This window comes from Enterococcus sp. LJL99 (assembly GCF_054871725.1).
In genome coordinates this window covers 60,843-73,908 of record NZ_JBTXLT010000005.1, presented here as the reverse complement: position 1 = coordinate 73,908, position 13,066 = coordinate 60,843, and the positions used below count along the sequence as shown (strand labels likewise).

10 protein-coding genes and 1 pseudogene are annotated in these 13,066 nt (G+C 35.5%); 1 reads left to right on the top strand and 10 read right to left on the bottom strand.

Features of this window, described 5'->3' with window-relative positions; all coding sequences use genetic code 11:
- Nucleotide 1 precedes the first annotated feature (1 nt).
- The 4 genes from ACYSNW_RS09125 to rpsF form a co-directional block, all read right to left on the bottom strand.
- Complete coding sequence (locus ACYSNW_RS09125) at nucleotides 2-1,981, bottom strand: DHH family phosphoesterase (protein ID WP_461744175.1); 1,980 nt, start codon at nucleotides 1,979-1,981, stop codon at nucleotides 2-4.
- A 495-nt stretch (nucleotides 1,982-2,476) separates the two neighbouring features.
- A complete protein-coding gene (gene rpsR / locus ACYSNW_RS09120; RefSeq protein WP_461744174.1) occupies nucleotides 2,477-2,716 on the bottom strand; it encodes a 30S ribosomal protein S18 in 240 nt (79 codons plus the stop codon).
- A 25-nt stretch (nucleotides 2,717-2,741) separates the two neighbouring features.
- A complete protein-coding gene (ssb, locus tag ACYSNW_RS09115) occupies nucleotides 2,742-3,311 on the bottom strand; it encodes a single-stranded DNA-binding protein (protein WP_461744173.1) in 570 nt (189 codons plus the stop codon).
- Nucleotides 3,312-3,356: 45 nt separating this feature from the next.
- The gene (rpsF, locus tag ACYSNW_RS09110; RefSeq protein ID WP_461744172.1) at nucleotides 3,357-3,659 is read right to left on the bottom strand and encodes a 30S ribosomal protein S6; all 303 of its coding nucleotides are present in this window, start codon (nucleotides 3,657-3,659) and stop codon (nucleotides 3,357-3,359) included.
- 279 nt (nucleotides 3,660-3,938) lie between these two features.
- On the opposite strand from rpsF, the gene ACYSNW_RS09105 reads away from it, so the two are divergent.
- Nucleotides 3,939-5,483 carry an AMP-binding protein gene (locus ACYSNW_RS09105; protein WP_461744171.1) on the top strand — a complete coding sequence of 515 codons (1,545 nt, stop codon included), beginning with the start codon at nucleotides 3,939-3,941 and terminating at the stop codon, nucleotides 5,481-5,483.
- 96 nt (nucleotides 5,484-5,579) lie between these two features.
- On the opposite strand, the gene menC is transcribed toward ACYSNW_RS09105, so the two are convergent.
- The 6 genes and pseudogenes from menC to menB form a co-directional block, all read right to left on the bottom strand.
- Nucleotides 5,580-6,692, bottom strand: coding sequence for an o-succinylbenzoate synthase (gene menC / locus ACYSNW_RS09100; protein ID WP_461744170.1), 1,113 nt, complete (start codon nucleotides 6,690-6,692; stop codon nucleotides 5,580-5,582).
- Between the two features lie 3 nt (nucleotides 6,693-6,695).
- On the bottom strand, nucleotides 6,696-7,520 hold the full coding sequence (gene menH / locus ACYSNW_RS09095; RefSeq protein ID WP_461744169.1) for a 2-succinyl-6-hydroxy-2,4-cyclohexadiene-1-carboxylate synthase: 825 nt from the start codon (nucleotides 7,518-7,520) through the stop codon (nucleotides 6,696-6,698).
- Nucleotides 7,517-9,241 (bottom strand): 2-succinyl-5-enolpyruvyl-6-hydroxy-3-cyclohexene-1-carboxylic-acid synthase, encoded by a 1,725-nt coding sequence (gene menD / locus ACYSNW_RS09090; protein ID WP_461744168.1) that lies wholly within the window; start codon nucleotides 9,239-9,241, stop codon nucleotides 7,517-7,519. The genes menH and menD overlap by 4 nt, the downstream gene beginning before the upstream one ends.
- Nucleotides 9,225-10,607 carry an isochorismate synthase gene (locus ACYSNW_RS09085; RefSeq protein WP_461744167.1) on the bottom strand — a complete coding sequence of 461 codons (1,383 nt, stop codon included), beginning with the start codon at nucleotides 10,605-10,607 and terminating at the stop codon, nucleotides 9,225-9,227. The genes menD and ACYSNW_RS09085 overlap by 17 nt, the downstream gene beginning before the upstream one ends.
- Nucleotides 10,594-12,067, bottom strand: a pseudogene (locus ACYSNW_RS09080) (o-succinylbenzoate--CoA ligase). Before ACYSNW_RS09080 ends, ACYSNW_RS09085 begins: the two are co-directional and overlap by 14 nt.
- A gap of 11 nt (nucleotides 12,068-12,078) precedes the next feature.
- On the bottom strand, nucleotides 12,079-12,894 hold the full coding sequence (menB, locus tag ACYSNW_RS09075; protein WP_461744166.1) for a 1,4-dihydroxy-2-naphthoyl-CoA synthase: 816 nt from the start codon (nucleotides 12,892-12,894) through the stop codon (nucleotides 12,079-12,081).
- Between the last annotated feature and the right edge of the window lie 172 nt (nucleotides 12,895-13,066).

Below are 13,066 nucleotides of genomic sequence, written 5' to 3'. Positions count from 1 at the left end.
TTCACTCCTCTTCATACATTGCATCAATATTTTGATGGATTTTTTCTAATAACTGTTCTTTCGCCATTGTTATCGTTATATCTGCTAATTGTACCGCAGCATTGGTAAAATGACCACCACCGCCTAAACTTTCCATAATCAACTGGACGTTTATCGTCCCGTCACTACGCGCGCTGATACCAATCAATTTATCTTTCCGTTTTGTGATAACAAAAGCAGCATTGATTCCTGCCATCGATAGTAATGTATCCGCTGCTTTCGCTGCAGTTACACTATCGTATTCTTTTTCCTCACTCCCAATTACTACTACAGTATCTTTAGTTATATACTCACTTTTGGAAATCAGTTCATTCATTTCTAAGTAAGTATTTAAATCGGAGCTTAATAAATATTGTACTAAAGAAGAATCCGCACTACAAGCTCTTAAATAACTTGCAACATCAAATGTTCTAGCACTCGTCCTTACTTTAAAGCTTTCCGTATCTACCACAATTCCTGCTAGTAACAATGTTGCTTCAAAACTATCTATACGCTTTTCATTGGTACTTTGATACTCAATCAATTCTGTAATTAATTCTGAAGCAGATGAAGCAGATGATTCAATATAGGATAATAACGGTTTCGCAGGAAACTCATCCCCACGTCGATGATGATCGATGATAATCACTTTAGCAAATTGTTCGTAAAGCTCTTGCGAAATCGATAATGAAGGCTTATGATAATCGACCATTACTAAAAGACTACTATCCGTTTTTTGCTTGATTGCTTTTTCGGGTGAAATGATTTGCTCTTTTAATTCTGGATACTCATTTACTTTCTCCATCACTCGTTTGACATCTGGAATAGATTCATTAGAGTCTAAAACAATCCAGGCTTTTTTATTATTAAATTTTGCTAATTTTGCCATTCCAAAAGCAGAACCAATAGCATCCATATCAGGATATTTATGCCCCATTATGTAAACATCAGAAGATTCAGCAAAGATTCCTCTAATCGCTGTACTCATCGCTCTAGAACGAACGCGTGTTCTCTTTGGCGTTGACGCTGTTCGTCCACCAAAAAAAGAAGGTTTTGCATCATCCTTTGCTTCTCTGACTACTACTTGATCACCGCCTCTGACTAATGCAGTATCTAGATTTGTTTGTGCAGCATCACCCGTCTGACTAATTGTTTCGCCGCCATAAGAAATTCCCATACTTAAAGTAATTGCAAAATTTCTAGAATTTTCATTTGATTCTTTTCGAATTCGATCAATGATGGTAAACTTATCAGCCATCATTTTTTTTACATCTTCTAATTGAGCTATAAAAAAGTATCTTTCCGCATTTAATCGTTTATAAAAAACATGGTATTCACTCATCCAATCAGAAATCATAGTAGTAATAAAACTATTTAAATATGAAATCTCTTTTTCATCCATGGTATCAGTAATATCATCATAATTATCAACAGAAACAATTCCAATTGCGGTTTGCATTTCTATTTTTTCTTGATACAAATTACTTTCTTTGGTAATATCCTTAAAAGTAATTACATGCTGCTCGCTATTCACTTCAAAACGATACACGTGGTTTTGTACTTTAAAAACATCTTTCCCTTTTTCTGCTAATAAGAGATATGTTCTTATTTCTTCAGCACCTATAACTAATTTCTCATTATTCATAAAGACATTTTCTGCAAAGGGATTCAACCATTTAATAGTTAAATTTTTAGGATCATAATTGATTAATCCAACAGAAACATCATTCACAGCATAATCTAGTGATTTTTCTGCAATAGTACTGGCTTCTTTTATCTTTTGAGTATTTGTGATTTCAATCTTTTTTATTAAATCTAATGTTCGATTTAATAAGTAGAGGTTAATCAATATCAATCCTATCGCAACAAAATATCTATTCGATACAAAGAAAAGCAAAATCACTTCTAACAAAAAGAGAATAACTATAGAAATGAAGACTCGCTTCCTTCTATTTGTTTTCATTCATTTTTCCTCCAATTTGATAAACACACATAAGAATATTTTAGCATAAAACCAGTAATTCTGCTAACAAGACCAAATGTTTCACGTGAAACATTTGGTCTTGTTGGTAAGCTAATGTTTTATATTCAAAGTCAAAATCCTATGTAAAAGCTATAATTTCATAATTTATATGTATTAGATTTAAGTAACAACTTGTATTATATAGTCAAAAAAACGAATAGATACTATTAATTGGCTAAAAGCAAAAACCTCTTTTGTTCTATCTTTTACATCGAACAAATCCTATAAAATCTACTGATTCTTAGATTTAACTAACTTTTTTCTCAATCTATAATTTAATACCTACAAAGTTTCACAAGCCTATATATTGATACTTGTATAAAACATTGTCTTCTATACTATTTTTATTCAAGTTTTAGCTAGTAATCTCTTTTATAAAAAAAAGTTAAAAGAGAAATTCTCTTTTAACTTTTTTAAACTTATCTATTTGCTATATTATTGCTCCTCAGCAACAAATGGTAACAAGCCCATAATACGAGCACGTTTGATTGCAATAGTTAATTTACGTTGGTTTTTAGCACCAGTACCTGTTACACGACGTGGTAAAATTTTTCCACGTTCAGAAATGAATTTTTTTAATAATTCAATATCTTTATAATCAATATATTCAATATGATTTGCAGCAATATAATCAACTTTACGGCGTTTACGTCCGCCTCTTCTTTGTTGTGCCATTCTTATTCCCTCCTATCAAATTCGTTTAGAATGGTAAATCATCATCTGAAATGTCAATAGTAGAACCTGAACCACCAAATGGATCAGAATCTCTATCAAAACTAGGCATATCGTTGTTACTAGACGTTGGGGATGACGACTGATTAAAATTGTTTTGTCCACCGCCAAAATTATTACCTTGTGATGATGGTTGTTGGAAACTATTGTCATTTCCACCATTAAACCCACCTGTATTATATGAAGAACCCTCATGAGTTTGTCTTTGTTCTGAAACAGAACGAGACTCTAATAATTGGAAATTCTCACATACAACTTCAGTAACATATACACGTTGACCTTGTTGGTTTTCATATGACCGTGTTTGAATACGACCAACCACACCTAACAAAGTACCTTTACGAGCATAATTCGCCATTGTTTCAGCAGGTTTACGCCAAATTACACAATTAATAAAATCAGCTTCACGATTTCCATTTTGATTCGTAAAGTTTCTATTTACTGCTAAAGTAAATGAAGCTACAGCCGAGCCACTAGATGTATATCGTAAATCAGGATCTTTTGTTAATCTTCCGACTAATACAACATTATTAATCATTTGAACATCTCCTTTCGTCTATCAAATGTTTCACGTGAAACATTCTTAAGCTTCTTCTTTAATAATCATGTGACGAATAATATCATCATTGATTTTAGCAAGACGATCAAATTCATTGATAGCTCCTGCTGTTGATGGAGAAGACACTTTAACGATATGATAGATGCCTTCACGGAATCCGTTCATTTCATATGCTAAGCGACGTTTTTCCCAATCTTTTGATTCGATGACTTGCGCACCGTTATCTTTTAAGATTGTGTCGAAACGTTCTACTAAAGCAGTTTTTGCTTCTTCATCAATGTTCGGACGAATAATGTACATAATTTCATAATTCGTATCTTGACTCATTGACTTTCACCTCCCTATGGACTTTAAGGCTCTTAGTTTGCTAAGAGCAAGGAGAGCATCTATTAAAATAGACTACTCACAATATTTCATTATACATGCTAAACCTTATCAAATCAAGTGTTTTCAGCATTTATTTTATATTATAGTTTTTTATTTTTTTGCGAAATAAACGTCGATTTCGATTCATCAAATACATCAATTATGCTTTCATTATCCAATTAAAATTTTTCGTGTTATACTGATTTCGATTTTAAATATTTTCTAGTTTTTTAACTGTTTATGAAAGGAAGAAATATATTGTCAGATATTCTAGAATACGAACCTTTGAACTTGTACTCAAATTTTCGAAAAGCTGCTGAAAACAATCCGGATGTAGCTATCGTACAAGATGAAGTCTTACCATTTTTTCCAGAATTAGGTGTTGAATATACTTATGAATCAAGCCACAAAGCAATTTTAAAACGCGCTTACCAATTAGCGAGCTGCGGTGTAAAAGCTGGTGATAAGATCATTATATTCAAAAGTTCTAAATTCGATACTTATTTACTAGCTGTTGCGGCCTCATATCTTGCTGCAGTTCCTGTCATGATTTCTTATCATTTTCCAACTGAAATCATGGAAGTGTTTGTGGATCGTTTAGAGGATCCATTTATTCTGTTTGACAGCGAAACTAGTGACCGAGTAAAAAAAATAGCTAACAGTTCTTCAGAAAAACAAATAGATATCGAAACATTGTTGAATGCATCAGATACAGAAGTTCCACAAGTGGAATTACTGGCCGATGAAATCGCCTATATGACACATACCTCTGGAACAACAGGGATTCCTAAATTGATTTGTCATTCAGCTAATTCAATGGGTTGGAGAACCAAGTGGCAAAGAACAATTTTTGCTAAAATTGCTGAGAAAAAAATGGTCGGTTTTCATATTTCTCCTGTTCATTCACGATTCAATATAGGTATTTCTTCTTTAATGGCAATGGGTTTTCCTATGATGCCTTTATCCAGTGCTAAAAGTGAAACAGTCTCAAAAATGTTAAAAGCTTACCAACCAATCGCGCTTGAAACCCATCCAAATAATTTTGTTCAATGGGCAGCATTAGCCAAAAATGATCCTACTGCTTTTTCAAGTGTTCATTACTATCATTCAACTTTCGATGCAATCAATAATGCAACAATGAAAGCTTTCTTGACTGCCTCCAATGAAAATGATCCTATTTTTCTCCAAGTATATGGTCAAAGTGAATGCGGTCCAATGATTCTAAAAGCACATACACTTGAATCATTAAAAACATCTGATGCAAGAAATATGGGGATCGGTTTAACTGATTTGACTGCAGCCAGAATTGCTGACAAAGACGGAAATACTTTACCTGAAAATACCGATGGACACATTCATTTCTTATCTAAAGGTCGAGCATTGACTTACTATAAAGAAGATGATCGTTTTCAATCAACGGTTCATGATCTTTGGTGGGATAGCGGTGATTATGGCTTTATTGATGAAAACGGGCAGCTCTTTTTAAAAGATCGTCAAGTTGATTTGATTGAAACAATTGATAGTAGTTTGGCAATCGAAGATTACTTACTAGACGCTCTTGATTTTCTAGAAGAAGTAGTCATTGTTCGCGGCAAAGAAAATTCGCCACAACCAATTTTAGCCGTCTCTCCTGAAACTAAAATGGATTGGGATGCTTGGTGGAAACAAGTAGCTGATTTACCTCACTTGAACCATCCAATTATTATGGCATTTGATGAAATTCCTCGAACAGCAACAATGAAAGTTCAACGACTTCAAATTGAAAAACAGCTAAAAGAAAGTTAATCTAGATATATAGCTTTTAAAAAACAAGTCTTGAGAAATTTTTTCTCAAGGCTTTTTTAAGCTAATAAAAAAATATTTGAAACTAAAAGTTAATAATTATTCATATTTATATAACAGTTCATACTTTCCGTATTTTGCCAACATTTCTTTTGAAAGTGTTACACCAATTCCTAAGCTATTTGGGACGGTAATTCTACCCTTTTCCAATTCAAAAGGCGTAGAAATCACATCCTCATAATAATAGCGATCAGACGCAGAAAGATCCCCAGGGAAATTAAAAATTTTCTGTGAAGCAAACTGCAGATTCAGCGCTCGACCAACACCAGATTCAAACATTCCACCTAACCAAACCAGCAAATCGTTCTCTTCACAAAAGCGTACAATTTTAAGCGCTTCTGAAATCCCGCCAACTCTTGGTATTTTCAAATTGATACTACGGCAACTTCCTAAAGCAAAAGCTAGTTCACAATCTTTTACAGAACGAATGTTTTCATCTAGACAAATTGCTGTTTGGAGTTCTTTTTGCAAGATTGCATGATCGATAAAATCATTGATAGCGAAGGGTTGTTCAATCATTGCCAAACGATACTGATCAAATCGGCGTAAATGGTCTAAATCAGCTAAAGTATAGGCTGAATTCGCATCGACCATCAAAATTAAGTCTGGAAAATAAGTTCTAATCATTTCCAATGGCTCGATATCAGCACCTGGACGAATTTTTAGTTTCACTCGTTGATACCCTTGCTCTAAAAAGGCCGAAATTTGCTGTCTAAGCATTGATAAATCAGTTTGGATACCTAAACTAACCCCAACAGGAATTTCTGCTCTCGTCTCTTTAAAATAATCCTTTAAACTTTTGTTATTGCGTTTCGCATACAAATCCCAAATTGCCGTTTCAAGACTTGCTTTTGCCATCTGATTTCCACGAACAACTGCAAAAAGTGGGGCAACTTCTTTAGGATGATTAATTATTTGATTCTTCAACAAAGGACATAAATGCTTGCTTACGATGATTCTTGCAGTCTCGATTGTTTCCTCAAGGTAATCTGGTTGTTCAAATGGAACCAATTCCCCTACACCTTGATTATCAAGTTCATCGCTGACAATAATCAGATCGAATGCTTTTTCCGTTAAATAGCCATAACTTGTTTCAAACGGTGTACGCAATGGCAAGCGAACACGATACGTTTCAATGTGACAAATTTTCATCCTCTAATCGTCTCCTTGTAAAAAGTGAAGCACTTCGTTTTGAAAAATTTTTGGCTGCTCTAAATGTACACAATGTCCTGCTCCTTGAATACTACTGATAGAAATGTTCGTTTGAACTTTCTTCATCTGACAAGCAATCTGTTGAAATTTGTAATCAAGTGTTCCTACAATCAATAGGATTGGAATCTTGTTCAAACACTCTAACTCCTCCCAAAAACTGGGTTGGGTTCCTGTCCCCATAAATAGTAAGCTACATGCAAGTCCCCACTGATCTTGTTGTAAACGTTCCTGACGAACACGTAGCTGTGTAGATTTTGATAAGCTTTTTTGAGTTTCGAACAATGCTAAATTTTCCCAATAATCAACAAATTGCTCAATAGGCTGTGTAACAATAGATTGAGCAATTTGTTGATCTGATCTCTTTCTCAATTCACGCTCCTTACTACCTTTCAATCCAGGTGAACCACTTTCTAAAATCAAGTGAGTTACTTTTTCAGGAAAAAACACTGTAAAGCCTAATGCCACTCTAGCACCCATCGAGTAGCCTAATAATGCGAATTTCGAAAGACCTAATCGTGCAGTCACTTCAGCTAAATCTTGACATAATGATTCTAAACGATAACGGTATGGATGCACGAAACTTGCTGTTTTTCCATGGCCCAGCAAATCAATCCCTAAAATGTTCCAGTGATTCCTTGTCGTAAATAGTGAGTGAAAGGTTTGACTCGATCCTGTAAAGCCATGCAAACAAACTAGAGTTGGATATTCTTTATGGTAAGGTAAAAGCCACTCACAATAATAATCTACGCCGTTCACTGAATAATTCATTTTTCTCCTAGCCTTTTTTTTATTTCTTTCACAATTTTTTCGTGAAGTAAGACATTTTCTTGTCGCTCTCCTGTAACTTCGATCAGTTGAAAAATAGGCTGTTGTTGCGTTTTTTCTAGTCGTTCATTCAGTTGCTCCAAACTCTCAGCTTTTGTATACATTGCTCCATATAATTGGGCCACTAATTTAAAATCTAAATCAATTGGCGTGCCAAATAAGGGTTCAAAATCACTTTCTGCTAATTGATTTTGAGCTAAATAAGAAAAAATACCACCACCATTATTATTTAATAGCACAATCGTTAATGGGAGCTGATACTGTTTTGCCAACAATAAGCCATTCATATCATGATACAACGCCAAATCACCGATCAATAAAATATTTTGTTTATCAGGTTGGCTGGCTGTCATTCCTAAAGCGGTAGAAACGATACCGTCTATCCCATTGATTCCTCGATTGCCAAATAACTGATATTTAGCGTGATTCTTATCAGCAAAGCGATCTAAAAAACGAATCGCATTACTATTCGATACAAAGAGCTGACCTTCATCAATCATATTTTTATGTACAAGGAGACTGGCAGTCGTTTCATTCAAGCAATCCATCTCTTCTACATGAAGCAGAATATCTTCTACGTCTTCTTGCCAATCAATCCATTGTTTGAGCCATAAGGCATCCATTTTTTCTGTCACATTTCTCATTATAGCCTCAATAAAAGCCAATTGATCTGCTTGAATCAAGTATTGTCCTTGTTTCAATGAATCTTGCCATTGTCCCGTTTCATCTACAAAATAAATTGCAGTATCCGTATCAGTGTATTTTTGTAGCCACAACATCGTATTTTTAGAAATGGGTAATGAACCTAATCGAACAATAACTTCGGGTGAGACTGCCATTTCGACTTCATTAATAAAGAAATCAGCATGACTCATGATCACTTGGCATTCTGTCTTAGAACCAGTCAAATTAGTTAGTGGATCACCAATAATCGGCCAGTTTAGCTGATTAGCCAAAGCAACAAGACGTGCTCCTTCTGCTGATGTATGTGCACCACCTGCAACGAATACGCCTCTTTTTCCTTGCCATTTTAGAACAATTTCTTTAATCTGTTTTTCTGATAATAGCTGTTTGCCAGCCATGATTTTCGTCACTTTTTTATGTTCAAAGGTCATTTCTAGATTAGGCAGCAAGGGTTCTCGTAATGGAAAATTTAAATGGACGGGTCCTTTAGGCGATTGTTTAGCTAAATCCGTCATTCGTTCCCCTTGCCAATAAGCATAGTCCAGCATTGATTGCGTTGCTTCTGGGAGCGCCATTTCGACAAAAGCCTTAACATGATCTTGAAATAATTTTAATTGATCCATTGCTTGTGGTGCACCCACTTGTCTCAATTCATGAGGACGATCCGTGGTTAAAATAACCAGTGGGATTGCACTGGCATTCGCTTCACAAATCGCTGGATAGTAATTAGCTGCGGCTGTTCCTGAAGTACATAACAGAGCTACTGGTCGTTGACTCGCTTTACTTAAGCCCAAAGCAAAAAAAGCAGCCGAGCGTTCATCAACTTCAATAAACGTTGTCACTTTTTCATGCCGATGAAGTAATAAAGCCAATGGCGTCGAACGCGATCCAGGACTAATGACTACTTGCTGTACGCCACTAGCTAGCATTCCTTCAATAAATGAGCCTAAATACTGGGTCATATCATTTTGATTGTTCATTGATTGTTTCACCTATTCCTTTTAACATTGGCTGAAATTTGACTTGTGTTTCAATTCTTTCTGATTCAGCAATAGATTCTTGTACGATGCCACAACCTGCAAAAAGATACCCTTCTTTTTTTGAAAAAACAGCTGAACGAATCCCCACTGCAAATTCACCAACATCTTCTTTTATGCCTAACCAACCAACAGGACCGCCATATAACCCCCTAGTAAACGATTCTCGCTCTTTAATCCATTTTAACGCCTCAGCTTTTGGTTCACCACCTAAAGCAGGTGTTGGGTGTAGTTGCCGAATAGCGTTCAAAAACAATAATTCTTTATCACGTCTAGCTTCGATTGAAACGAACAAATGTTGAATATCAGCATTCTTTAGTAATCGTGGAAGAGTTGCTTGAATTCGCGTCTCGGTCATCATCGTCATTTCTTTCATGATTCGTTCCACCACAATTTGATGCTCATATCTATTTTTAGTATCACCTAATAATGCTGTTCCAAGTTGTTGATCCTCAGCTTGCGTCTTACCTCTAGGCGTGGAACCAGCCACACTGACCGTTGAAAAATTAGTTTTTGAGGCTTTTAAGAGTCGTTCGGGTGTCGCACCGATAAATAGATGTCCTTCTCCCTCTAAAACGAAAAAATACGTATTATTTTGCTGTTCTTGCAAGTTTTTCAAAATAAAGTCAGCTTGAATGGCAGAATCACTTTTAATCTTCATTCTTCTAGCCAGCACAACTTTTTCTAAAGGATTTTCCTTTTTCAACATTGCAACTGTTTCTTCAACCAATGACATCCACTTTGAAACCTCAATTTCATTGGTTTCCACAATCATTGGCTTTTGAAAAGATGGAACAGACTCACATTTTAGTTGATAAAAAAACTGTTTACGTTTCGTCCATTCATCGACCAAAGCTTCTTTTGTTTCTGCTTTAAAATTAATACTTAGAAATTGCTCATTATTTTTTTCAGTGATTAAAAACGAAGGCAAAGAAAAGAAGCCCTGACCTAATTCTCCCCATTCAGTCTGTGTCTCCGTTGATTCATCGAATGCAAATGCGCCAAATAATAATGCCCCCGTTCCTTCAATCAGTTTATTTTGAAAACGCGCTTGTTTTTCCCTAGCTATAACAGTAGCTACCTTAGAAAAATGAGCTTGTTTTTCTTTCAACACAATTTCTTGACCAAATCCTACTAAAGTAATATCTTTTTCAGGTGTTTGCCAGTAGAAACGAGTCCCTTGAAATTCATTTTGTGCCTTAAAAAAATAGTTACGCATTATTTCTCTATTTTCATTTATTGATTCAATCCAGCTAAATTGACGATAGCCAAGATCAAATGCTGCTATTAATTCTTCAGGAATGCTCATTAGTTAAAAAAGCCGCCCTTTCATTTAGTAGTTAATCGATGTTTTGCTACTTTTCCACTAGCTGTTTTGGGTAACTGTTCGCAAAAATAAAGCTTCTTTGGTTGTTTAAATTTTGCTAGTGAATGTTTCGTAAACGCATGTATTTTTTCCACGGTCAAGGAAGAATCTCCCACAATATAAGCGACAGGAACTGCTCCCCATTTCAGATCTTCTTCTCCCACAACCGCTATCTCGCTAATTTCTGGCATTTCTAATAAAAGATGTTCAACTTCTGTTGGATAAATATTTTCGCCACCTGAAATAATCAACTCACTTAACCGACTGACTAAGTATAAGTAACCTGCTTCATCTAAATAACCCATATCACCGGTTTTAAACCAACCATCGCTTGACCATTTCTCTGTTTGCCATGAGCGTCCATTCAAATAATTTTTGACGACATTTTTACCTTTTACTAAAATTTCACCTATTTGATTATCAGCTAAAGTATGTCCTTCTTTATCAATGATCTTAAGCGAGATACCTTTTAATGGTTTCCCAGCAGAGCCTCTATGTTTACTAGCATCTGCGAACTGGAGCGCCACGATTTGCGAACAGGTTTCTGTCATGCCATACGATTGAATCACAGGAATTCCGAAGGTTTCACATTGCTCTAATGCTTTCGTTGATATGGGGCCGCCACCTAATAAGCAACCTTTAAATTTAGTACTATACCCTTTTTCAGGATAAATAGCTAACAACTCTTGTAACATGGTGGCGACAACCGAAATCACGGTTCCTTTGCCTTGAACTAAGTCTTCCGTCACTTTTTTAGCATCGAACATTGGATACAAACGAATACTACAACCTAAAACAAGCTGTCTAACAATAATCGATAACCCACTAATATGAAACAATGGAACTGAACAGAGCCAACAATCTTGATCCGTAATGGCCATATTTTCTTGTGTCGCTAAAGCACTAGCAAAATGATTATCAAAACATTGGCTAACACCTTTAGGTTTTCCAGTCGTCCCAGACGTATACATAATCGATGCTATGTTCGATTGCAAGCGATTAGTGGTCTGAATCGCCTGTTGGTTATTTGACGTCAAGCACAGTTCGATTTTCTGATACATTGATAAATCAGCCAACTGTGATTGATATTCAGTGGCAACAATAACCGTATTGACGCTAGCATCCATTAATTGATAGTCGATTTCTTTTAAACTTAAATGGGTATTCAAAAATACAATTTCTTTTCCTAATTCCCATAAAGCTAAAATCGAAAAATAGCATTCTTTTGAATTTCGGCTAAAAAGCGCAACTCTCGGTTCATCTTTAGAAATTTCCAACGAAAATTTTACTTGCCATTTTTTTACTTCATTGTTTATTTCTGAAAAAGTCCATACCTCCTCTTGCCAGTAAAAGGCTGGTTGATTAGGTCTTTTATTTACTTGCTGCTGGAGCCAACTGTCCATGTTATTCACCCTTACGGAAACTTAGGGAATTGATCGAAATCAGGTGTCCGTTTTTCCTTAAATGAATCTCTGCCTTCTTTGGCTTCATCCATTGTGTAATATAGCAATGTTGCATCGCCAGCTAATTGCTGAATCCCTGCTAACCCATCTGTATCGGCATTTAAAGAAGCTTTAATCATACGCAAAGCCAATGGACTTTTCTTCAACATTTCTTCAGCCCATTCAATCGTTACGTCTTCCACTTGATCTAATGGAACGACTGTATTGATCCACCCCATATCCAATGCTTCCTCAGCAGAATACTGCTTACATAAAAACCAAACTTCTTTCGCTTTTTTGTGACCGATGACACGAGCTAAATAACCTGAGCCATAACCACCATCAAAACTACCTACATTCGGTCCTGTTTGACCAAATTTTGCATTATCAGCTGCAATCGTTAAATCACACACAAGTTGTAGCACATTTCCTCCACCAATTGAATAGCCTTTGACCATCGCAATAATCGGTTTAGGAATCACGCGAATCAAACGTTGTAAATCCAAAACATTTAAACGTGGCACGCTGTCTTCTCCAACATAACCACCATGACCACGAACTTTTTGATCCCCGCCAGAACAAAACGCTTTGTCACCTGCACCTGTTAAAATAATCACACCAATCGACTCTTCATCACGACAAATCGAAAACGCATCAATCATTTCAAAAACTGTTTTAGGTGTAAACGCATTGTGTACTTCTGGTCTATTGATGGTAATTTTAGCTATTTTTCCTTCTTGTTCAAATAAAATTTCTTCATATTCTTTAACTGTTGTCCAGTTTCTCATAAAAATCCTCCTAAAATGGAAAGCAAGCTTGCTCACTAAATTCATCAATAACTGTCGAATGTAAATAAATCAAAACAAGTCATTGATGTACTTTTTTCAATGGTACTATTATACACAAAACCGACACTTTTAGGTCTTTAAACGTTTTGTAAAAAGCAAAAATAAAATACAC

What these genes read in the sequence shown, in the direction of transcription:
- ACYSNW_RS09125 (WP_461744175.1), bottom strand. Translation starts at nt 1,981, where the DNA reads ATGAAAACAAATAGAAGGAAGCGAGTCTTCATTTCTATAGTTATTCTC.
- rpsR (WP_461744174.1), bottom strand. Translation starts at nt 2,716, where the DNA reads ATGGCACAACAAAGAAGAGGCGGACGTAAACGCCGTAAAGTTGATTAT.
- ssb (WP_461744173.1), bottom strand. Translation starts at nt 3,311, where the DNA reads ATGATTAATAATGTTGTATTAGTCGGAAGATTAACAAAAGATCCTGAT.
- rpsF (WP_461744172.1), bottom strand. Translation starts at nt 3,659, where the DNA reads ATGAGTCAAGATACGAATTATGAAATTATGTACATTATTCGTCCGAAC.
- ACYSNW_RS09105 (WP_461744171.1), top strand. Translation starts at nt 3,939, where the DNA reads ATGAAAGGAAGAAATATATTGTCAGATATTCTAGAATACGAACCTTTG.
- menC (WP_461744170.1), bottom strand. Translation starts at nt 6,692, where the DNA reads ATGAAAATTTGTCACATTGAAACGTATCGTGTTCGCTTGCCATTGCGT.
- menH (WP_461744169.1), bottom strand. Translation starts at nt 7,520, where the DNA reads ATGAATTATTCAGTGAACGGCGTAGATTATTATTGTGAGTGGCTTTTA.
- menD (WP_461744168.1), bottom strand. Translation starts at nt 9,241, where the DNA reads ATGAACAATCAAAATGATATGACCCAGTATTTAGGCTCATTTATTGAA.
- ACYSNW_RS09085 (WP_461744167.1), bottom strand. Translation starts at nt 10,607, where the DNA reads ATGAGCATTCCTGAAGAATTAATAGCAGCATTTGATCTTGGCTATCGT.
- menB (WP_461744166.1), bottom strand. Translation starts at nt 12,894, where the DNA reads ATGAGAAACTGGACAACAGTTAAAGAATATGAAGAAATTTTATTTGAA.